The sequence below is a fragment of the Dyella sp. NPDC103356 genome, assembly GCF_055584465.1.
The window spans coordinates 152,292-173,982 of record NZ_JBVJLZ010000008.1 but is presented as its reverse complement, the minus strand read 5'-3'; the positions used below and the strand labels follow the sequence as shown (position 1 = coordinate 173,982).

Sequence of the window (21,691 nt, the reverse complement as noted above, 5' to 3'; positions counted from 1 at the left end):
TCATGCATACAACCACTTCCCATGCGCCACGCGCCTTGTTTCTGGCGCTCTTCGCCTCGCTCACGGCATTGGCGGGTTGCACCGTTGGTCCTGACTATCGCGGTGCACCGGATGTCACCGGTACGGGGCACGCCAATGCCTTCGTGCGCGCCCCGTCCGCGGGTATCACGCCGACGCATGCGCCAAGCCAGTGGTGGAATACGCTCAATGATGCGCAATTGACGGCACTGATCGACGCAGCGCTGGCGCATAACCAGAATCTGCAAGCCGCACAGGCGCGTCTGCGCGAATCGCGCGCGCAACTGCAACAGCAACGTGCCGATGCATTGCCGACGGTGTCGGCCGATGCGGCCGCGCTACGCACCCGTAAACCGGATATTTCCGGCTTGCAGACATCGCAGAACAACACGACATCCCGGGGACAAGGCCCACTGCAGCTGTACACCGCGGGCTTCGATGCATCATGGGAAGCCGATTTGTTCGGTGGCACGCGCCGCGCGATCGAGGCCGCCTCGGCCCAGGCTGACGCGGTCAACGCCGATCTTGCCGATACGCAGGTATCGCTGGCCGCCGAAGTGGCGCAGGCATACATCAACCTGCGCGACCAACAGCAACGTCTGGCATTGGCCAATCAATCGGCCGAGCTCGAACAGCAGACGCTGGTGCTGATTCAGCAGCGACGCGCACGTGGCGTCGCGGGCGATGCGGATGTCGAGCGCCAGACCACCCAGGTGGAAAACACCCGCGCCACGCTTATTCCACTGGATGAACAGATCACCGAGTCGCTCGACCAGCTCGCCGTGCTCACTGGCCAGGCGCCCGGCGCACTTGATCATGAGCTGTCCACGCCCGCACCTTTACCCACCCTGCCCGCCACCGTGGCCATCGACGACCCGGCGAGCATGTTGCAGCAGCGCCCGGATATCCGCGCCGCCGAGCGCCGGCTTGCCGCGAGCAATGCGCAGATCGGCGAGCGCACCGCCGATCTATTTCCCAAGGTGACCATGCTGGGCTTTATCGGGACCAACGCAGCCAATCCCGGACACCTGGTGCGGAACAGTTCGTTTACCTGGCTTGGCGTGCCTTACCTGCAATGGGACGTGCTTGATTTTGGACGTACGCGCAGCGGCATTCGCGAAGCCGAAGCGAGCCGCGACGAAGCCAGCGCTCGCTATGCGCAGACCGTGCTCGCCGCGTTGCAGGACGCCAACAATGCGCTGTCCCGTTATGGTCACCAGCGCGAAAGCGTGGCTCGTCTGCAGAAGATCGAAACGTCCGCCGATCGTTCCGCGACATTGATGCGCCAGCGTTACGGCGCGGGAGCATCCTCGATGATCGATTTGCTGGATACGCAACGCACGCAATTCTCTGCACAGCAGAACCTTGTCGAGGGGCAAGCCAACCTGCTCAAAGACTTCGTATCGCTGCAGAAGAGCCTCGGACTTGGCTGGCTTCCGGCCCACGATCAAGCAATGAATTAAGCAGGTCGTACCTGCGCTGCCTGTGGGGCTACATGGTCAGGCATCACCACGCGGAAGCGGCGCGAGGAAATCGAATATCGGCTCGAGGACCAACTCCGGCAGGCTTTCGGCGATGCATTCACGCAGCACTCGCCAAGCCTCCGGATCGACCGAGTCGCGAGCAAGCCCCTCGGCTTTTGCCTCGGCGGACGGCCACTGTGTGTAGCTGTACCAGAGATCGTCCGGGCCACGGTGCAAGCGCGAGCCCCACGAACCTCGTTCGGCCAGGAGTAACTGCGTGATCCGCGACCAGGCTTGAACAAAGGCCTCTTCGGACCCTGAATGCAGCCGCCAACGGTAGATCGCGCAGAACGCGGGAGAAACATTACCCATACGTCTCCTATCAGGTCGGTCCAACAGGCCCAGCCTACTCCGCCGCCAGTCGAGTCGCTGGCCGCGCCAGCATATAGAACGCCGCGATATGCGTGATCATCAACAGCGGCACGTAGATGACCGGAATCGCATAGGCGGCGCCCAACTCCCCTGCCACGGCAGGAAGATTGGCCTGGACTGCGTGGTAATAATCCAACAGCAAGTCACCCATTCCGACGATGTTGAAGGCAACGACAAACAGCCAAAAGAGCGGGCGCACTCTGACGGTGAGAAGCGCAAGCATGGCGAGCAACCCGGTGGCCAGGTCGGCGTACGCGGCAAATGCCGCAAAACTGCCCGGTAGATGGGGGCCAACAACCCCAGGCATCACGAACACGAGCCCGAAGAATCGGAAGCTGTGCAAGGTTGCGATGGCGCGCTGCGCTTCGACCCGATCCATCGATCCGAGTCGAGGCCAGATGTATACGCGATAGCAGAGCAGCCAGGCGACGTAACCCAGGATGAGATGCGCGGTAAAGATGTTTGCGGGTGACATGGGGACCCCCATCGACTTTTAGTAACCGGCCTTCGGGTAGAACGCCGAACGGCCTTGGTACCGATCAGTACCAGTAAAGTCATGCTACGGTACCAGCCAGTACCAATGCAAGAGATCTTTCGTGAAGAAGCAGCCTATCGTCGAGCCCGGTCCGCAACCGGTGCGGGAACGGATCTTGAATGCCGCGATGGAGTCGTTCATGGAGTTCGGCTATACCGAGGCGAGCACCCTGAAGATCGCCACGCGTGCGCAGGTATCGAAGCGGGAGCTGTATGCGCTGTTCGGTAACAAGCAGGCGATGCTCGCCGCGTGCATCGCCGATCGCGCGGGACGCATGCGCCTGCCGAACCAGCTGCCTGCGCCATCCCATCGTGAAGAGCTTGCGGCCATGCTTTCCAGGCTCGGTGCGACTGTACTGCACGAAGTAAGCCACCCTGGCGTCATGGCGGTCTTTCGACTGGCCATTACGGAAGCGCAACGTGCACCGGAGGTAGCCGCGACACTGGAGACCGCTCGCGAATCGATACGCACAACCGTGCGGAACATCCTGGTGCAAGCGCAGTCTGCCGGCATGATCGGTACGGGCGACCCGGGCGAGATGGGCAACCGCTACCTCGCATTGCTTTGGGGCGACCTGATGGTAAGTCTGTTGCTCCGTCTATGCGACGCACCGAATGCAGCGGACATTGATCGGCGAGTCAGAAGCGCCACCGAGGACTTTCTTCGTCTCTATCCCGAGCCAAAGAGCCAGGTTCGTCGCGCCACCTCAAAAAGCACCCCTCGGCGCTAACGGCCGCACAGGCACTTGTATTGCAGGATGGGCCAAGCGCAGCCTAGTTGTTCATCCAGCAGGCTCAACGGGAGATCGATGATGGATGCTCAAGACATTCGGGCTGCCATTGATCGGCACTGGGCCGCATCCGCGGCCGGCGATCAAGTGACCGAGCACGACATCTATCACGACGATGCCGTGTGCGAGTACCCGCAGTCGGGCGAGATCATTCGCGGCCGGCACAACCTCCAAGCGCTTCGCAGCCATCACCCCGGCAAACCATCGGGGTTTGTCGTTCGACGCATCGTCGGCGAGGGCAATCTCTGGGTTAGCGAATACGAGATCACCTATCAAGGCAAGCGCGCCTACACCGTGAGCATCATGGAATTTCGCGACGGAAAGGTGTCGCACGAAACTCAGTACTTTGCCGATCCCTTCGACGCTCCAGCCTGGCGCGCTCAATGGGTCGGCCAGGCGACGTGATAACAGGTGCCGCGATCTTACCGTTGATGGAAGTCAATACGACGTTTCGAATCAGCGTCCTCGAACACCGCCTGCTCCATACGCCATTGCCCCATCGCTTTGACGGCCTCGATGTAGGCAGTCCCTTTGCCTTTAGGGCCTTTCGCGCTGAAGGAGAGATTCGCTTTGCCGTCGGTACCTGAGAACTGGATGTTGCCTAGAGTTTTCCCAACTGCTCGATCGCCCAAATTACAGTACGTGTCCGAAGTATTCTTTCAGTTTCGTTTCGTTGATGCCCATTTCGCCGGTCCACCAGCATGCGGGATAAGCCATATCCACAAAGCGACGGGACGGCAGAGTACGGCGAGTCGCCGGAATGAATGCGTCTGTGAAACCCGGATGAGAAGAAAAAGCCAGCACATCACAGAAGCCAAGGATTGAGATCACAACATCTCGCTCAGCCTTGTTCGACTTCAAGGTCTTAGGTAATCGTGAGTGCAAAGTGGCGGCCGTGATATCTGGACCCGCGCTTCGTATCGCCTCGACGATAGCTTGAAATATATTGACGTCGTCCCTCGTAGGGAGCGATGCGGGACTCTTGAGAAACAGGTTTAGATCCATGGCTGCATATGCGAGCTGCAGATGGCGCACGCCACCCCATTTTGTACGCTCGAAGTTGAGCATGTTGAAGTTTTGCTCTTTCGCTCTGAGATAAAACCCACATAGTTCGCAAGCTTTAGCCCCCTGTGGTTCATGAGGAACTAGGTGTTGAAATACCGTATAGCTGCCCAATGCCGAACGCCAATCCAGCCTTCTTGTAGATAGGCTCGACAGGAAGGCATTGACGACCGTGCGTTGATCCAGTCCGTCTACGAGCTCACGGACTGCATTGATCGCATGCGGGTGATCCATGTGCACCGGATCGAACATGACACCCTTTTCCTTCGCATAGTCGAAGTCTTCTGCCGATAACGCGCGATCAGACTCATGCTTCCAGCCTCCAGGAGACCAGAAGGCGTCATGCAAGATCTTCAATGCCCGTTTGTCTAACGTCTCTCTCATGACTTACATTCCCTAGTAGATGGAGATACGTGCCTGGTCAAAGGGAGCTTGCTTACATCCGCCTTTGCGTCGGAAGCGGACCTCTCAAACCTCACGATGAGATGAGCATGGCGACGAATACGAACGCAAAGTACGCGGCGGGCGTGGATAGCATACCCAGCCCGAAACGGGCCCAATAGTTCTTCGGCTTCTGAAGAAACGAGACCGCCAACCCTCCAAGCGCCACCGCCACATATGGCGCGAAAGTCATTATCCACATCGCGTAAAACGCAAAAATGTCTGACGCCCCTTGCGAACTCAGATAGCTCACCGCCACCGAGGCGTAAAAGCACAGCGCGGGAAAGATCGCACCAAGTATCACCATGGCTCTCGGCCGAACTCCGGGCCGTAGCGCCATCAGTATCAGCAACCCGACGGGAAGACCCGACTCCAGGGCAATCGCACCGATGTTCATGAAAGTTTCGGTCATGCTCTAATCCGGCTAGATGGTCGACGATGCGTTGGGTCCGCCTCGGGTCGAAAGCGAACCTTCCCAGCTTGCCGAAGGACCAACGTGACCACGCACCCAGCTACGGGCGAGAAGCCAGCTTTGTGGCACCGGGGACCATCTTATGAGGGTCGCAGGCCCTCGTCTCATAGAACCGATGAAAGCATAACTATGAGCAGGCCTAGGACAACCGCTGTAAGCAGCACTAGACAGAGTGCGGGCGCAGACAGAAAGCCAAAAAACCGAACGTTCTTGCCCGTAAAAATGCATCCGCATTTAGGGCAGCACATCTTGGAAGATGCCGCGGGCAACGTAAAACCTTTGTAGGTGGCAACCCCGCCCCAAAGCAGAGCGCCGCGACCCTCAAAGTGCGCCAAGCATTTGGGGCAGGTTTCGAATCCCTTCATAACGCCTCAGCACCTCAATGTAGGGACCCGCGGGCCAGCTATCCAATAATTGTCTAACTGTTCGCTTGGGTACGTTTCGGGTCGATAGCGGACGTTAGCTTGGCGACCGTGAACAAGTCTATGTGTCCTAGAACAAGAAATTCTTTGCGAGCACGTAAAGGACGAATAGAAGGAAAATTGTGAAAGCAACCCACCAGGCGAGCTTTTCCGCTCTCGTCTTCGGTGACGTTCCACCCACTCCAAACACGACAATGCTCCCTTCCTTAATCTGGCCCTAAAGTCTGCTTCGGCTCGGAAGCGGGTGTGTCGAAATCGCTCACCTTGGGTTGCACGCTCAGTCCCACCAACACGCTATGGGCTGAACACCTGCGGGGACGTCATACGGCTCGTACACCTGATCGAGGAAGCCACGCCATGTTTCATCCGGCCTCATCGCTTCGGGAAACCAGTTCATGACCTCCTCCGCGGGAGCGGTCGTCATCACATAGACAGTGTCCGTGAACGGCCATTCGGGTGCGTCGAATGCCGTTATCTGAACGCGTATGTCGGCCACGTCATGGCGCGAGGCAATACGACGAAATACTTCGTAGAACTCCTGAGGCGTCGGGGTCGGAAAGATGTTGCATCCGATACTTCCGACCTCATCGTTACCCTCGAAGAACTCCTCGATGCTCAGCAGTGGTGTCGGTGTATCCGGATCATCTGGATGACCCAAGCGGCCAACCCGTTCCGTTATGCGTTCCAATGGATTCACATCAGCCCCTTTACGACCGTTTCGAGTACCGCCATGGGGGACTTTAAAGCATCCACCACACACCCGTGCATAGTCGCCCGGACGCTGCCGTTCCTGGTAGCGTTACCAGGCATAGGGCTGACGAGAGGGCACTTGTGACCGCCATGGCTGGCACAAGGTGTAGCCGCCTCGCCATTCTGTAACCCGATTCGACGAGAATCATTCCAAGTACTTGCGAAACCCGCTGCTACACGGACGCAAGCGAGATACCCGCCAACTGGAGCCTCTTGTGAAAATAGCTGACGTCAAAGCCAATGCGTTTGCGATGCCGCTTACGAGCCCGGCCTTCCCACCGGGGCCTTATCGCTTCGTCAATCGCGAATTCCTTGTCGTTACCTATCGCACCGATCTCGACGCGCTGCGCGCCGTGGTACCGGAGCCGTTGGAGATCGAAGACGCGCTGGTGAAGTACGAGTTCATCCGCATGCCTGATTCGACTGGTTTTGGTGATTACACCGAATCGGGCCAGGTGATTCCGGTTAGCTTTCGCGGCCAACACGGTTCATATGTGCACTCGATGTACTTGAACGACCACCCGCCGATTGCGGGCGGCCGCGAATTGTGGGGCTTTCCCAAGAAGCTCGCGAGCCCCGTACTGGCCACCGAAATTGACACCTTGGTGGGCACGCTCGATTACGGAAAGGTTCGCGTAGCCAAGGCCACGATGGGGTTCAAGCATCGCGAAGCAAATCGGGATGCGGTGCTGGCGGGGCTGGCCGCACCGAATTTTCTCTTGAAGATCATCCCGCATGTGGATGGAACGCCGCGTATTTGCGAGCTGGTGCGTTACTTCACCTCAAACGTGACGCTCAAGGGAGCATGGAGCGGTCCGGGATCGTTGGAACTGCATCCTCATGCGTTGGCGCCCGTGGCCGATCTGCCGGTGCTGAAGATTGAATCGACGATGCATTTCATTGCGGACCTGACGCTCGAGTTGGGTACCGTGGTGTATGACTACCTTGCTGAAGGCGACTCCGAGTAACCACCTACTCGTCATCCCGGCGCAGGCCGGGATCCAGTGGCTGTAGCGTCCGATTTTCGCGACAGAGCAAATGCGTGTTGGCTCTCGCGACAACCGATCACAAAGTCACTGGGTCCCGGCCTTCGCCGGGATGACGAGTCGGAGGGGTTGCTGGAGACTATATTCGGCAGGCGCTAGTCACTGCTGCGGACGCTTCATCCGAAAACGTTGTGCCGTGCCAACGGTGAAATAATCCGCCGGCCCGCCCGCTCGAAGGATATGGCCGGCCTCCCCCGTATCGTACACGCCGTCCTTCAGCAGACTTTTGTCGATGTAAACAGCAACCACCTCTCCCAGTGTCAGCCACGTATCAACCGGTTGCCCGGCTGTATCCGTGAGCTGAATGAGCTGCGTCAGTTTGCATTCGAACGACACAGGGCTTTCCAGAACACGCGGCACGCTGATCAGACGCGAGGGCGCGCGCGTCAACGATGCCAGCTCGAATTCGTCGACGTCGGGCGGCGCCATCGCCGAGGTCGCATTCATCGCCTCGGCAAGCGAGAGCGTTGCCAGGTTCCAGGCAAACTCGCCCGTTTCGCTGATATTGCGCACGGAGTCCTTCCATCCCGTGCTCGCAAAACCGACGATCGGCGGCTTGTAGTTGAAGGCGTTGAAGAAGCTGTAGGGCGCAAGGTTCACCACGCCGTCCTTGCTCATCGACGAAATCCAGCCGATGGGCCGCGGCCCTACGATGGCGTTGAATGGATCGTGCGGCAGACCGTGGCCATCGCGTGGCTCGTACACATGAAAATCGCGCATGAAGTGTCTGCCTCAGCTCAACTTCTCAAGCAACGTCGCCAATTCCGACTGCTGCGCCGAACTCAACCGCGCAAGCCTGGCACCGAAGGCTCCCGATAGCAGGGCAAGCCCGCGCGTCATCGTCTTACGCCCTTCGGGGGTAAGGATCAACCGGTGGCGGCGCAGGTCGGCAGCATCGATTTCGCGGCGCAAAAAGTCAGCCGCTTCGAGCCGTTTGACATACATCGTCACGGTGGGCTTGGGCATGCTCAGGATACCGGCCAGCGCCGCGGGATGCGGATGGGCGTCCACTTCGGCGAGCAGAAACAGCTCCTTCACTTCCAGTCCGAGCTCGGCAACCTCAGGCGCGACGCCGGTGATCACCGACATCATTAGCCGGTAATTGAGGGACCAGATCTTTCCAACATCGCTTTTTGGCATGGGCGCTTGATCTTCAATTAGTTCAAGAATAAACTATCGTGAATTGGAACTAGCTCAAGATTGTACAACACCGTCAACTCGGAGAGCCGCATGTCCCTCGATCACTATATAACCCTCGGCCGTTCCGGCCTGCGCGTCAGCCCGTTCTGCCTCGGTGCGATGACCTTCGGTGAAGACCTTGGCTGGGGCTCCAGCGTCGAAGAGTCCCAGCAGATCATCGACCGATTCATCGAACTCGGCGGCAATTTCATCGATACCGCAAACTTCTATACGAAGAGTCATTCCGAAAAGATCATCGGCGACCACATCGGCCGCCATAGCGCGCGCCGCGACCGGCTGGTGCTGGCGACGAAGTTCAGCGGCAACCTTTATCCGGGCGATCCCAACGGTGGCGGATCGGGGCGCAAGTCGATCGTTGCAGCGTGCGAAAACTCGCTGCGTCGCCTGCAGACCGATTACATCGATCTGTATTGGCTGCACAACTGGGACAAGCACACACCGATCGACGAGACCATGGCCGCGCTCGACGACCTCGTACGCGCCGGCAAGGTGCGCTATATCGGCGTCTCCGATACTCCCGCGTGGAAGATTGCCGAGGCTAATATCACGGCACGCTTCCGTGGCTGGTCCGCCTTTATCGGGCTGCAGATCGAGTATTCGCTGCTAGAGCGGAGCGTCGAACAGGAACTCGTGCCGATGGCCCTAGAACTCGGTCTCGGCATCACGCCGTGGTCGCCACTCAAGAGCGGCGTACTCAGCGGTAAATACACGCGCCACAACGCTGGCCAGATCAAACCGGATCGTGGCTTTATCGCCGATACGTTCATCGACGAGAAAACCTACGCGATCGTCGACGAGCTGGAGGTCATCGCCAAGGCGCACGAGAGCACCGTGGCACGCGTCGCGCTCGCCTGGGTGCAGTCGCAGCCCGGTGTCACCTCGACGATCATCGGCGCGCGACGGATCGCGCAGCTCGAAGACAACATCAAGGCGCTCGAGATCAAGCTCTCGGCCGAGGAACTGGGCCGGCTCGACACGCTGACCAAGCCCACGTTTGGCTTCCCGCAAAACATGGAGCCGTGGTTTCCTGCGATCCACAATGGCGGCACTTCGGTCAATGGCGTTCATGCGCCGGCCACGGCTTTCGGGGTCGAAAAGGGCGACAAGGTCTACTGAGCCTCGCCCGGCGACTGGAAAACCACTGGATGTAACTTTCGATAGCCAGGGATCGAAGTGGTCAAAAGGATGGCCCGGAGCGAGAAGCTCGGGCCATCCCACACCGCCTCGCTACGAGTATCATCCGCGCATGCATCGCCGCCGCCACCTCAGTCGCCGCCAACGCCTCCTATGGATCGTGGCTACGCTGTTCTGCTTGCTGTTTCAGCAGCAGGTGATGGCCGCCTATGTGTGCACGACGGCCCAGAGCGCCGGAGTCGGCACGCCGATGACCGGCGACTGCGCGCAAATGATGCCGGGACATGCGGCCAAGGTGCCCCATCAAAACGTCGACCCGCGCTGCGCCGAGCATTGCGCAAGCCACGCTTCCGCGCAGGCGGACGCGCGTGTACCCATGGTGCCGCCCCTGTTGTTGCCACCGGCCTCGCCGTTACTGCTGGGCACGGTCGCCCTATCGCCGGAAAAGCGCTCCTTACCCGATCCCCTGCTGCAACCGCCGGAAGCGCCGCCATCCCTGCGCTTCTGCAGCCTACTGATTTAAGCCTCCCACGCTGAGTCTCACGCCGGTCGTGCCATGGGCACGGCTCGTATCGATTTGCGTTCGGAGTGCACATGAATTCCCGTTCCTACCAAGCCCACGTGCGACGCGCACGTTATGGGCGATGGCTTTCGGCCGTCGCCGGGTTGCTTGTTTTATCCGCCCTGCCCGTCTCGGTCGCAGGCCAGACATTGACGCTCGATGCCGCGGTTCGCCAGGCCGTTGCCGAGGCACCACTGCTGCAAGCGCGTCGCGATCAATGGACCTCGGCGCGTGAAGAAGCCGCACGGGCCGGCGCGCTCCCGGACCCACAGTTGACCGTCGGTATCGACAACCTGGCGACCCAGGGTCCCGGCGCATACACCGCCGGCGGCGACAGCATGACGATGCGCAGCATTGGGTTCAGCCAGGTATTGCCGTCGCGCAGCAAGCGTCGCGCCGAGCGTGCATGGGCCGATGCCACTGCCGATGTCGCCGCATCATCCGTTCAAGTCACCGATCTGGCGATACGGCAGCAAACAGCGCAGGCCTGGATCAGCGTCTGGGGCGCTGCCGCCGAACAGGTCATGCTCCGTCAATTACGCGACGAATGGGCACTGGATCTGGCCGCCGCGCAAGCGCGGTTGCGCGGCGGCATGGGCAGCGCAGGCGATGTGCTGGCGATTCGTGCGCAGGCGCTGGACCTGGACAATCGCCTGGACGACGCTCAGGCACGCGAAGCACAGGCACGCGCACAACTTGCACGCTGGCTAGGCACAGCAACGGAAAGTGTAGTTGCCGATGCGCCTGACTTCGATCATGTCCCTCATGATCGACACACCCTGCTCGATCACATCGACGATCAAGGCGAACTGCTGGGTTGGCCGGCGCGCGAACAAGCTGCCCAGGCCGCCTTGGCCGAAGCACAGGCCGCCAAGCATCCCGAATGGAGCCTGGGCGCGAGCTATGGCGCGCGTACACGCGGGCTGTCCGACATGCTGACCGTGCAGGTCGGCGTGAGCCTGCCGCTGTTCACGCGCAATCGCCAGGACCGTGGCATCTCCGCAAGAGCTGCCGAGGTGGATGCCGTGCAAGCGCAACATGAAGACGCCCGCCGTCAACAGATCGCCACCGTGCAATCGGCCTGGTCGCAATGGGAGGCATTGGGCCAACAGGTGCGCCGCCATCGCGAGCAATTGCTTCCGCTTGCGCACGACCGCGCCGCGCTTGCGCTGGCCGCCTATCGCGGCGGCGCGGATTTGCAGCCACTGCTGGAAGCCCGACGCGACGAACTCGCCCACCACCTGGACTACCTGCGCATGCAGGCCGACTACGGCCGCGCCTGGGCCGTCCTGGCCTACCTCATGCCCGAAGGAAGCACACCATGAAACGCGTCTTTTTGTGGAGCCTTGCACCGTTGTCCGTCGCTGCCCTGATCGGCTCGGGCTATTTGCTCGGCAAGCAACAACGCCATACGGATGTCCCCAGTACGCAGATGGGTGCCACCGACCAGCGCGTGCTGTACTGGTATGACCCGATGATTCCGGCCGAGCATCACGATCAGCCTGGCTTGTCGTCGATGGGCATGACGATGATCCCCAAGTACGCCGGCGCCGAAGGCGAATCGAGCGGTGTACGGATCGACCCAGGCACGGTTCAGAACCTCGGTCTGCGCACGACACGCGTGACCAGGCGCGTGCTGACGGAAGCCATTCGTGCGCCCGGCACGGTGAGCTGGGATCTCAACGAAGCGGGCGTCGTCAGTGCACGCGCGGATGGCGTGATCACCCGACTGATCGTGCGCGCTCCATATACGTCGGTGCCCGCGGGTGCTGCGCTGGCGGAGCTGACAGCTCCAGCGTGGAGCAGCGCAGTCGCCGAATATACCGCGCTCGGCCAGGCCCGATCAGCCGATGCGCAAGCCTTGCACGGCGCTGCGTTCGAACGCCTTCGCGTGCTCGGCCTCGAACCCGGCGACCTGCGCTCGGTGGGCCGCAACGGCGCGGTGACGCTGCATGCGCCGCAAAAGGGTGTCGTCACCACGATTGAAGTGCGCGAGGGACAACGTGTCAGCGCCGGACAGACGCTGATGACGATCAATGGCCTGGACAAGGTATGGGTGGAAGCCTCGCTGCCACAGGCTGCGATGGCTGCGGTCCAGGCCGGCAGCCCGGTATCGATCCGTGTCGATGCCCGGCCTGGGCAGATCTTTCAGGGCAACGTGGAAACACTTCTGCCCGATATCGATAACACCACACGCGCCCAGCGCGCGCGCATCGTCGTGAACAACGCCGATGGCGCGCTCAGTCCGGGCATGTTCGCGCATGTCACGTTGAATCCGGCGCAAGGCGACGCTGTCCCTGTCATACCCGACGAAGCCTTGATTACTACCGGCGACCAGATACGCGTCATCGTGCGGGAAGACGACGGTCACTTCCGTCCCGTAGCGATTCATACCGGACGCTCCGCAGGAGGCTACACACAGGTTACCGAGGGGCTGCGTGAGGGTGAACGCGTCGTCACCTCCGGCCAGTTCCTGATCGATTCGGAAGCGAGCCTGTCGGGCGCGCTGGATCGTCTGAACCACATGCCCAGTTCATCGACGCCAGCTACAAGCACCACGGCGCCGATGCCGATGAACGACACCCCGTCGGAGCGTATGCCATGATCGGTGGTCTGATTCGTCTCGCCATCGCGCATCGCTTTCTGGTCCTGATCGCGGCGTTGGCCCTGACACTGGCCGGCGTGTTCGCCGCCCTGCATACGCCGATCGATGCATTGCCGGACCTGTCGGATACGCAGGTGATCATTCGCACCAGTTGGGCTGGGCAATCGGCGCAGGTGGTCGAAGATCAGGTGACCTATCCGTTGGCCACCACCATGCTCTCGGTGCCCGGCGCCAAAGTCGTGCGTGGGTATTCGTTCTTCGGCGACTCGTATGTCTACGTGCTGTTCGACGACAGTACGGACTTGTACTGGGCGCGCTCGCGCGTGCTGGAATACCTCAGCCAGGTTCGTGACCGCCTTCCGCCCGGTGTCAGCCCTGCCCTTGGACCCGATGCCACAGGACTCGGCTGGATCTACGAGTACGCGCTGATCGACCGCAGTGGCCATCATGACCTGGGCCAGCTGCGTGCCCTGCAGGACTGGTTCCTTCGTTATCAACTCAAGACCGTGCCCGATGTGGCCGAAGTGGCAAGCCTGGGCGGCATGGAGCGCAGCTGGCAGATCGTTCCCGATCCGCAGGCGCTCGCGGCCCATGGCGTCACTGTGCAGCAGCTGGTCGACGCTGTGCGTAGCGCCAACGGTGCCAATGGCGGATCGGTACTGGAGCAAGGCGAAGCCGAACTCATGGTACGCAGCCAGGGCTATCTGAGTACCGCACAGGACTTCGAGCAGGTACCGATCCTCGCCAATGCTGCAGGCATTCCGGTGCTCGTGCGCGACGTAGCCACCGTGCGCAGCGGCCCCAGCTTTCGCCGCGGCGTGGCCGAACTAGACGGCCAGGGCGAAGTCGCCGGTGGCGTCGTCGTACTGCGCTCCGGCAAAAATGCGAAGGCAGCGATTACCGCGGTCAAGCAGCGTCTGGCGGAACTCAAGCGTAGCCTTCCTGCTGGCGTGGAGATCGTGCCGACGTACGACCGCTCCGGCTTGATCGATGCAGCGGTGGAGAATCTGCGCGGCAAGCTGCTGGAAGAATTTGCCGTTGTTGCACTGGTGTGCGTGCTTTTTCTCGGTCATCTGCGTTCCGCGCTAGTTGCAGTGATCACGCTTCCGCTGGGTGTGCTGGCGGCGTTCCTGGTGATGCGACTGCAAGGCGTATCGGCCAATCTCATGTCGCTGGGTGGCATCGCCATCGCCATTGGCGCGATGGTCGATGCCGCCGTGGTCATGATCGAGAACGCACACAAGCATCTGGAGCATTGGCGCGAGGCGCACGATGGACAGGAACCTGGTGGGAGCGAACGTTGGCGCGTGATGGCCGACGCCGCGGCCGAGGTCGGTCCGGCGCTCTTCGTCAGTTTGCTGATCATCGCGCTCTCGTTCATTCCCGTGTTTGCGCTGGAGGGACAGGAAGGCAAACTGTTCAAGCCGCTGGCTTTCACCAAGACCTATGCCATGGCCGCGGCGGCCATCTTTGCCGTGACGCTTGTGCCTGTACTGATGGGTTGGCTGATACGCGGCCGCATTCGCGCCGAGCGCGACAACCCGATCAACCGCGTCCTGATCGCGCTGTATCGCCCGATACTGGACGCAGTGCTGCGCTTTCCGAAAACCACGTTGATACTTGCCTGCGCTCTCTTGCTGAGCGCCGTGCTACCGGCGGAACGACTGGGCAGCGAGTTCATGCCACCGATGGACGAGGGGACCTTGCTGTACATGCCCACCGCGCTGCCGGGGTTGTCGGTCGGCAAGGCATCGCAGTTGCTGCAACTGACCGACCGCATGATCAAGACCGTGCCGGAAGTCGATCATGTCTTCGGCAAGGCCGGTCGCGCGGAGACGGCGACAGATCCGGCGCCGACGGAGATGTTCGAAACCACCATCACCTTCAAACCGCAAAGCCAATGGCGGCCAGGCATGACCATGGACAAGCTCAAGGCCGAACTGGACCGGGCGGTGCATGTCCCGGGCCTGACCAACCTCTTCGTGCCGCCGATCCGCAACCGTATCGACATGCTTGCCACCGGCATAAAGAGCCCGATCGGCGTCAAGGTACTCGGCACGGATTCGGCAACGCTGCAAACCGTTGCCGATCGGATAGAAGCCATGGCCCGCAACGTTCCGGGTGTCCGTTCGGCCATTGCCGAACGCGGCGCCAGCGGTCGATACGTGGATGTTCGCATACGGCGCGATGACGCCATGCGCTATGGACTGAGCCAACAGCAGATTCAACAGCTCATCGCCACCGTCGTGGGCGGCGATCCCATTGGTGAGGTTGTCGCCGGGCGCGAACGCTATCCCATCGTGGTGCGGTATCCGCGAGAGCAGCGCGATTCGGTCGCGGCACTAGGCGCATTGCCGATCGTCGCGGCCAACGGCGCACAGATCGCGTTGAGTCAGGTCGCGGATATCACGCTGAGCGCGGGCGCACCGATGCTGAAGAGTGAGGACGGCCAGCTTGCGACCTACGTCTATATCGATACGCCAAGCAGCGATCTGGGCCGCGTGGTCGCTGACCTCCAGAAGACTGTCGCGCAGCAAGTGCAGTTGCCCCCCGGCGTGACCATCGCCTGGTCGGGCCAGTTCGAATACCTGACGCGCGCCATGGAAAGACTGCACTATGTCGTTCCGGTAGCGCTGGCCATCATCTTCGCCCTGATCTACCTCGTTTTCCGCCGGGCCGGCGACGCCATCCTGATCATGGCCAGTGTGCCGCTCGCCCTGGTGGGTGGACTTTGGATGATCTGGCTGCTCGGCCATGCCGTGTCCGTCGCATCCGTGATCGGATTTATCGCGCTGGGCGGTGTCGCCGCGGAGTTTGGCGTGGTGATGCTGTTGTATTTACGCCACGCATGGGAGCAACGGTTAAGTCGCGATCCACGCGCGGGCGTGGATGCACTCGATGACGCGATACGCGAAGGCGCCGTGCAGCGGGTACGGCCGAAGGCCATGACGGTCGCCGTCATCCTCGCCGGCCTGTTTCCGATCCTGCTCGGACATGGGGCGGGCTCGGAAGTCATGCAGCGTATCGCGGCGCCCATGGTAGGAGGCATGCTTACTGCTCCCCTGCTATCCATGCTCGTTTTACCTGCGGCGTTCCAGCTCATGGTACGTCGCCGTTTACGCAAGCAAGATTCGACAGCCGGCTGAGGCATGCCCACTGTCTGGTTTTTCTGGATCGTCGATCCCGAAAGATTGGATAGTGGTGATCGTTGGCCAAAGCTACAGTAACTGCCTTCATGCCATGCATCACCGAGAAGCCACATGTCCCGAAAGCTCACGATACTGTCGATGATCGCCATGCTGCCCTTGGTGCTATCTCCCGCGATGGCGCTCGATATCCCTCCTGGCGCGGCGAAACATGAAGTATCCGCGGAGGACCAACGGGCCATCAAGGACCTGCTTGCGACTTACACGCGCGCGGTCAGCACCAGCGACGAGGCGGCATTTGCGAGCATTCTTCTCAACGAACAGATTCCGTTCTTTTCTACCGATGGACTGGTACGGCGAGGCGCTTCTCAGTCACCGCCCGATACAAGGCAATACCAGGATTTTCGCGACGCAGTTTTTCGCAGCCACCAGCACCTTACGCAGCGCTTTTACAACGTACGCATCGAGCAGGATGGCGAGCTAGCTGCCGTCTCGCTCGACTTTGTCACCTTGCTTACTGGCACACAGCGCGGCAGCTATGGCTGGAAAACACTGCAGCTGATCAAGGTGGGCGGCACCTGGAAGATCGCGAGCGAGTTCTATTCGGCCTATTCGCTGCGCCCGTCCGATGCGGCACCCGGCAAGTAACCGGGTGTCGCGACCGTCCCGTTACAACATCACCGTGCACGCGGTTATCAACAGCGTGCCACGGATTCAGGCGCTGACCTGCCAATGCCGGCGTAACTCCACGTTGAATTCCATCCAGCGCTCTTCCGGAAAAAAGATGCGCGCACCTTTCAGCTCGACGCGGCGCGTCGTGCCCGGAATGGTCTCGGCCAGCCAGTGGGACCATTTGACATCGAAATAGATGTCATCGGTCCCCCACGCAATCAACGTAGGCACGTTCAGCTCACGCAACTTTGCTTCGATGGCAACGGTTTGACGGTTATCGAAAGCACCGACGAAACGTTCCAGTTCGGCGAGCCGCTGTGCGTTATCCAGGAAGGGTCGTAGATAGCCTTCGATCACCTCATCAGGCAACGCTTGCGGGTGTTCGTAAGCCAGCCCCAGTGCCTCGGGAGCGCGATAATTCGCCTTGTCGGCGAGCATGGCCTCGATCGCTCCACGCAAGCCGCCGGCTGCGACCATGGCGACGAATGGCTTGAATGCCTCGGGCGGCCAGTTGTCGTGCGTATCGCCATTGGTCAAGGTGAGGCTGCGCAGATAGTGCGGATAACGTGCCGCGAATATCTGTGCAATGCCGCCGCCGCTGTCGTTGGCAACCAGGTCCACCTTTTCGATGCCCAATGCATCGAGGAATTGCTTGAGCATCTCGACGTTGTCGTTGAACGAAACGCCCTGCCCTGGCTCCGCGCGGGTATCGCCGTGAGCCAGCAAGTCGGGGGCGATACACCGCCGACAGTCCGAGAGATCTTGCAACTGATGGCGCCAGAGTTGGCCGTTCAACAGCACGCCGTGCACGAATAGCGCCACGGCTCCGGCACCTTGTTCCCGGTAGCTGATGAGTCCCGACGACGTCTGGATGGTCCGCTTGGCGGGTGTGGTCATATTTCCGTCCATGGTCAGCCGATCCTCGGTGAAGCGGCGGCGCTGAAAGATTCTTTCAGCTTGGTCGCGCATTCCTCGCAACAGACTTCGACCGTCTTTCCGCCCAGGGTGACGGAGATCGCATTCTCGCCCAGTTCGTAATCACATGCCGCACATGTATTTCCACTCATGGCCTTAGCCTCGATAGCCCCGACATCCGGGTAGGGCTATTTAGTCAGGCGGCCTGTGCCTGACGCTGTCAGAATCTTTAGCGACTTGAGGCCATGGGCCTAGCGGCGGAGCGCCGCCTGCCGGAATTCGGTCGGGGTTCGGCCGTAGGTCTTCAGGAACGACGCGCTGAAGTGGCTGTGGCTGCTGAAGCCGAGTTCGAGGCTCAACTGGCTGAGATCGTCGTACTGGCCCAGCAAGTCCAGCGAGCGGGCCAGACGAAGGCGCAGTTGATAGCGGTACAGCGGCACACCTTCCACCTGCTGAAATACCTGGGTCAGGTATACGGGTGAGACGCCGACCTCGGCCGCTATGTCGGCCAGTGTCCATCGCCTGGAAAGATCACTGGCCAGGATCAACTTGGTACGGTCGGCCAGCCGCTGGCGACCCGCATTCGCGCCGGCCGTATGTGTCGTGCGCGAGCCGAGCGCGCGCTGTGCGAGCGTCAACGAAAGGCTCTCCGCCTCCAGTCGCTCAGCGACGCCCTCACGCAGACTGTGGCGCAACAACGCCACCAGGGCCTGGGCTCGCGGGTCGATACCCAACTGCTGCTGCCGAAACGTGAAGGCGTTCTTGTCCCAGGTCAGCGTCCTGGGCGCCAGCTCCCGCAGCAATGCCTCATCCAGTGCAAGCGTCAAGCTCGCGTCTCCTCCCAGCACCGGGTGGCTGATCTGGTAACCCTGCCCGGCATTGAACAAAAGAACCTGGTTGGATTCGGCAACCGCCTGGGACGCACCCACATGCCGCAGGTAAGTACCGCGATAGGGAAACACCAGGTAGGTCCCGGTGGTGCACTCCTCGTCGCTCTTGTGACGGCACGCTCCACTGCAATAAACATCCCTCACCGTCACGGACGGCGTTTCGAGCAAGGGATGGACAGTGAGATCGGACATCTGGCCTCTCTACGTGACCTTGCGCCGCCCTCGGCGGGCCTGAATTCACGTCAGGTGCCGAGTATCGCCCAGTGAGGCATTAATCAAAAGCAAGCGCCTGGATCCAGTGTCTTACGCTTCAACGTATTAAAGACGCTATGCCCCGGCGTGCGCCGGGGCGACGATGAAAACCGAGGTTATTTGAGATTCCCTGAAGTCGCTCCTACAAACTCAGGAAGGCAGTCGATTTTTTACGGGGTTAGCTTCCGCCTGCAATGTCATCAGCGTCTTGATCCGATCCACATCCGCCGACGTTGCCGGATGGTAGACGATCATGCTGAGATCGGGCCGGCCATCGATGGCAAAGGACGAGTATTCCAGCGCGAGAAGCCCCACCTGCGGGTGCTTCAGATGCTTGGTGCCTTCGCCATGCGCACGAACGTCGTTGTCACGCCATATCGCTTCGAACTCAGGGCTCATTCGACTTAGTTCATCAATAAGCGCTTCCACTTCCCTGGATGCCCCTGCTCGCGCCGCATCCGCGCGAAACGCTCCCACCGCAAACCGTGCCACGCTTTCCCAATCGGCCTGCTTGGCGCGAACACGGGGATCGCAAAAGATCATGCGCAGTATGTTGCGTTGCTCCGGCACCAACTCCGCATAGTTGCCCAGCACGGCTGTGGCGGCGCGGTTCCATGCGACGACGTCCCATGTGAACGTCTTGATCAGGGCCGGGCTGTATTCGAGCGCGTCCAGTACGTGCTGAAGTCGTGGCGTCACTCCGCCGACCGCGTGATAGCGCACTTCCGGCGGGCGGCCCAGCGCCAGCAGAAAGATATGCTCGCGCTCGACATCCGTCAGCATCAAGGCTTGCGCGATGCGGTCGAGCACATTGGCCGAAGGCGCACCGCCACGGCCCTGTTCGAGCCACGTGTACCAGGTGATGCTCACGTTGGCGCGCTGCGCCACCTCTTCGCGACGCAATCCCGGTGTGCGCCTGCGCGTTAGCGGAAAGCCCAGGGCCGCCGGATCGAGTTTCTTGCGGCGATCCTTCAGATAGGTTCCGAGCAGGTTGTCGTTCAACACCGGCATGACGCGTCCTGTTAGTGGTTATACCCGTATAACGCCACTACTTTACCCCGATAGATGATGCGCCGAGAGTGGTCTCATGTCCAATGCAGAGGGTTTCACCATGCGCGTTTTTGTTACCGGTGCGAGCGGATTTATCGGCTCGGCCATCGTCGATGAATTGATTGCCGCGGGACACGAAGTACTCGGCCTAGCTCGCTCGGATGCCGCCGCGGCGGCTCTGGTTGCGGCAGGTGCGCATGTCCATCGCGGATCGCTGGAAGACCTCGATAGCTTACGCAGCGGTGCGGAAGCGTCGGATGCGGTGATCCATACCGCTTTCATCCACGACTTCTCGAAATGGGCCGAGAACTGCGAGCTCGACCGGCAAGTTATCGAAACCCTTGGCGCCGTGCTCGCTGGCTCCGACCGTCCGCTGATCGTCACCTCCGGCACGGGAGTGGCTAGAACGCCCGGTCGCGCCACCACGGAGGACGATGCGCCGAACTCCCCGATTCCCCGCGTGGCTTCGGAAGAGGCGGCGGCTGCGATGCAGGCGCGGGGCGTGCGCGTTCTGGTCGTACGTCTTCCGCAGGTTCACGACCCTGTCAAACAAGGTCTCATCAGCTACATGATCGATGTGGCACGAGAAAAAGGCGTCTCCGCGTACATCAGCGACGGCCTCAATCGCTGGCCGGCGGCACACCGGCTTGATACGGCGAATCTCTATCGGCTGGTGCTCGAGAAAGGCTCCGCCGGAGCGCGATACAACGCTGTGGCCGAGGAAGGCGTGTCCCTGCGACGCATTGCCGAAGCCATTGGCCAACGCCTGAATGTGCCGGTCGTTGCCAAGTCTCCTGAAGAGGCTCAAGAGCATTTTGGCTGGCTCGCACCGCTGGTGGCGGCCGATGTGCCGGCATCGAGTCAACGTACGCGGGAACACCTGGGGTGGCATCCCACCGGGCCCGATCTCATCGCCGATCTTCGGCAACCCGGTTAGCCGCGATTAGAGCAAGAGTCGGAGTGTTCGCGATGGCCGGCGAACCTAAGGTGCTATCCATGACTGCAATGAATGGATAGCACCCTCATGAATGACCCGCACGGCATCGACTGGACACGTGTCGAGTCCGATCTCGATCGTTACGGCGCTGCCACGATCAAACACCTGCTATCGCCGGAAACCTGCCATACGCTTATCGATGGCTATGCCGACGATATGCTTTTCCGCAGCAAGGTCGTGATGGGTCGTCATGGCTTCGGACGTGGCGAATACAAGTACTTTGCCTATCCGTTACCAGCACCGCTGGAGACGCTTCGAACCACGCTGTATCCGGATCTGGCGGTGATCGCCAATCGATGGCAGGCAGCCATGGGTACGGCCGTGACCTATCCGACGAGCCATGCCGACTATCTCAAGCAATGCCATACCGCGGGTCAAACGCGACCGACCCCGTTGTTACTCCGTTATGAGCCCGGCGATTACAACTGCCTGCATCAGGATCTTTATGGGGAACACGTCTTCCCACTCCAGATGGCGATTCTGTTGTCGCGACCGGGGGACGACTTTACCGGCGGGGAGTTTGTGCTTACCGAACAACGGCCGCGCATGCAGTCGCGTGCGGAAGTAGTGCCGCTTGTGCAGGGCGATGCGGTGATCTTTGCCGTGCATCATCGGCCTGTGCGTGGGACCAAGGGCGTGTATCGCGTGAACATGCGCCACGGGGTGAGCCGGGTTCGGTCGGGGTATCGGCATACGGTTGGCATTATTTTTCATGATGCCAGGTGATATCGAGGCCCCTGAACTGTGGGAGCGACTTCAGCCGCGATAGGTGCCTACCTCGACGCACAGCTACCGAAGCTGAAGGTAAACCCAGCTACCTCAGCTTTGATTCTCGTC

At 60.8% G+C, this 21,691-nt stretch carries 23 protein-coding genes; 12 read left to right on the top strand and 11 right to left on the bottom strand.

The genetic code is table 11. The annotated features are described in order from the left end of the window. Positions 1–2 precede the first annotated feature (2 nt). Positions 3–1,481, top strand: a complete 1,479-nt coding sequence (locus ACZ6WW_RS18455) for an efflux transporter outer membrane subunit (RefSeq protein ID WP_465275479.1) — start codon at positions 3–5, stop codon at positions 1,479–1,481. Positions 1,482–1,517: 36 nt separating this feature from the next. Here the strand turns inward: ACZ6WW_RS18455 and ACZ6WW_RS18450 are convergent, their stop codons facing one another. Then, a complete protein-coding gene (locus tag ACZ6WW_RS18450) occupies positions 1,518–1,853 on the bottom strand; it encodes an antibiotic biosynthesis monooxygenase (RefSeq protein ID WP_465275478.1) in 336 nt (111 codons plus the stop codon). A gap of 34 nt (positions 1,854–1,887) precedes the next feature. Further along, entirely contained in the window at positions 1,888–2,388 is a 501-nt protein-coding gene (locus tag ACZ6WW_RS18445; RefSeq protein ID WP_465275477.1) for a hypothetical protein, read from the bottom strand. Between the two features lie 121 nt (positions 2,389–2,509). Between ACZ6WW_RS18445 and ACZ6WW_RS18440 the strand changes: the two genes are divergently transcribed. Further along, positions 2,510–3,178, top strand: coding sequence for a TetR/AcrR family transcriptional regulator (locus tag ACZ6WW_RS18440; RefSeq protein ID WP_465275476.1), 669 nt, complete (start codon positions 2,510–2,512; stop codon positions 3,176–3,178). An 81-nt stretch (positions 3,179–3,259) separates the two neighbouring features. Further along, complete coding sequence (locus tag ACZ6WW_RS18435; protein WP_281849666.1) at positions 3,260–3,643, top strand: nuclear transport factor 2 family protein; 384 nt, start codon at positions 3,260–3,262, stop codon at positions 3,641–3,643. Positions 3,644–3,660: 17 nt separating this feature from the next. Here ACZ6WW_RS18435 and ACZ6WW_RS18430 read toward each other — a convergent pair whose 3' ends face one another. The 4 genes from ACZ6WW_RS18430 to ACZ6WW_RS18415 form a co-directional block, all read right to left on the bottom strand. Then, complete coding sequence (locus ACZ6WW_RS18430; protein ID WP_281849667.1) at positions 3,661–3,870, bottom strand: cytochrome c oxidase assembly factor Coa1 family protein; 210 nt, start codon at positions 3,868–3,870, stop codon at positions 3,661–3,663. A 1-nt stretch (position 3,871) separates the two neighbouring features. Continuing rightward, positions 3,872–4,684 (bottom strand): hypothetical protein, encoded by an 813-nt coding sequence (locus ACZ6WW_RS18425; protein ID WP_465275475.1) that lies wholly within the window; start codon positions 4,682–4,684, stop codon positions 3,872–3,874. A gap of 91 nt (positions 4,685–4,775) precedes the next feature. Continuing rightward, a complete protein-coding gene (locus ACZ6WW_RS18420) occupies positions 4,776–5,153 on the bottom strand; it encodes a hypothetical protein (RefSeq protein WP_465275474.1) in 378 nt (125 codons plus the stop codon). Between the two features lie 759 nt (positions 5,154–5,912). Then, complete coding sequence (locus ACZ6WW_RS18415; protein WP_465275473.1) at positions 5,913–6,332, bottom strand: hypothetical protein; 420 nt, start codon at positions 6,330–6,332, stop codon at positions 5,913–5,915. A 268-nt stretch (positions 6,333–6,600) separates the two neighbouring features. Here ACZ6WW_RS18415 and ACZ6WW_RS18410 point away from each other — a divergent pair, with 268 nt between their 5' ends. Next, positions 6,601–7,353: an acetoacetate decarboxylase gene (locus ACZ6WW_RS18410; RefSeq protein ID WP_281849671.1), complete on the top strand. Its 753-nt coding sequence runs from the start codon at positions 6,601–6,603 to the stop codon at positions 7,351–7,353. Between the two features lie 177 nt (positions 7,354–7,530). On the opposite strand, the gene ACZ6WW_RS18405 is transcribed toward ACZ6WW_RS18410, so the two are convergent. Beyond that, a complete protein-coding gene (locus ACZ6WW_RS18405) occupies positions 7,531–8,151 on the bottom strand; it encodes a flavin reductase family protein (RefSeq protein ID WP_465275472.1) in 621 nt (206 codons plus the stop codon). Positions 8,152–8,163: 12 nt separating this feature from the next. Next, positions 8,164–8,571 carry a MarR family winged helix-turn-helix transcriptional regulator gene (locus ACZ6WW_RS18400; RefSeq protein ID WP_465275471.1) on the bottom strand — a complete coding sequence of 136 codons (408 nt, stop codon included), beginning with the start codon at positions 8,569–8,571 and terminating at the stop codon, positions 8,164–8,166. A gap of 90 nt (positions 8,572–8,661) precedes the next feature. Between ACZ6WW_RS18400 and ACZ6WW_RS18395 the strand changes: the two genes are divergently transcribed. The 6 genes from ACZ6WW_RS18395 to ACZ6WW_RS18370 all read left to right on the top strand — a co-directional run bounded on the left by ACZ6WW_RS18395 (position 8,662) and on the right by ACZ6WW_RS18370 (position 16,726). After that, on the top strand, positions 8,662–9,747 hold the full coding sequence (locus ACZ6WW_RS18395; RefSeq protein ID WP_465275470.1) for an aldo/keto reductase: 1,086 nt from the start codon (positions 8,662–8,664) through the stop codon (positions 9,745–9,747). 130 nt (positions 9,748–9,877) lie between these two features. Continuing rightward, entirely contained in the window at positions 9,878–10,288 is a 411-nt protein-coding gene (locus ACZ6WW_RS18390; protein WP_465275469.1) for a hypothetical protein, read from the top strand. Between the two features lie 71 nt (positions 10,289–10,359). After that, positions 10,360–11,652, top strand: a complete 1,293-nt coding sequence (locus ACZ6WW_RS18385) for a TolC family protein (protein WP_465275468.1) — start codon at positions 10,360–10,362, stop codon at positions 11,650–11,652. Continuing rightward, positions 11,649–12,932: an efflux RND transporter periplasmic adaptor subunit gene (locus ACZ6WW_RS18380; protein WP_465275467.1), complete on the top strand. Its 1,284-nt coding sequence runs from the start codon at positions 11,649–11,651 to the stop codon at positions 12,930–12,932. Before ACZ6WW_RS18385 ends, ACZ6WW_RS18380 begins: the two co-directional genes overlap by 4 nt. Next, positions 12,929–16,078, top strand: a complete 3,150-nt coding sequence (locus ACZ6WW_RS18375; protein ID WP_465275466.1) for an efflux RND transporter permease subunit — start codon at positions 12,929–12,931, stop codon at positions 16,076–16,078. Before ACZ6WW_RS18380 ends, ACZ6WW_RS18375 begins: the two co-directional genes overlap by 4 nt. A gap of 114 nt (positions 16,079–16,192) precedes the next feature. Next, a complete protein-coding gene (locus ACZ6WW_RS18370) occupies positions 16,193–16,726 on the top strand; it encodes a nuclear transport factor 2 family protein (protein WP_465275465.1) in 534 nt (177 codons plus the stop codon). Positions 16,727–16,792: 66 nt separating this feature from the next. Here ACZ6WW_RS18370 and ACZ6WW_RS18365 read toward each other — a convergent pair whose 3' ends face one another. The 3 genes from ACZ6WW_RS18365 to ACZ6WW_RS18355 all read right to left on the bottom strand — a co-directional run bounded on the left by ACZ6WW_RS18365 (position 16,793) and on the right by ACZ6WW_RS18355 (position 19,818). Continuing rightward, complete coding sequence (locus ACZ6WW_RS18365) at positions 16,793–17,647, bottom strand: alpha/beta fold hydrolase (protein WP_465275464.1); 855 nt, start codon at positions 17,645–17,647, stop codon at positions 16,793–16,795. 269 nt (positions 17,648–17,916) lie between these two features. After that, positions 17,917–18,747, bottom strand: a complete 831-nt coding sequence (locus ACZ6WW_RS18360; protein WP_465275463.1) for a helix-turn-helix domain-containing protein — start codon at positions 18,745–18,747, stop codon at positions 17,917–17,919. A 210-nt stretch (positions 18,748–18,957) separates the two neighbouring features. Further along, positions 18,958–19,818, bottom strand: coding sequence for a helix-turn-helix transcriptional regulator (locus ACZ6WW_RS18355; protein WP_465275462.1), 861 nt, complete (start codon positions 19,816–19,818; stop codon positions 18,958–18,960). A gap of 76 nt (positions 19,819–19,894) precedes the next feature. Between ACZ6WW_RS18355 and ACZ6WW_RS18350 the strand changes: the two genes are divergently transcribed. Next, on the top strand, positions 19,895–20,794 hold the full coding sequence (locus tag ACZ6WW_RS18350; protein ID WP_465275461.1) for an SDR family oxidoreductase: 900 nt from the start codon (positions 19,895–19,897) through the stop codon (positions 20,792–20,794). 87 nt (positions 20,795–20,881) lie between these two features. After that, positions 20,882–21,580: a 2OG-Fe(II) oxygenase gene (locus ACZ6WW_RS18345; protein WP_465275460.1), complete on the top strand. Its 699-nt coding sequence runs from the start codon at positions 20,882–20,884 to the stop codon at positions 21,578–21,580. Positions 21,581–21,691 lie beyond the last annotated feature (111 nt).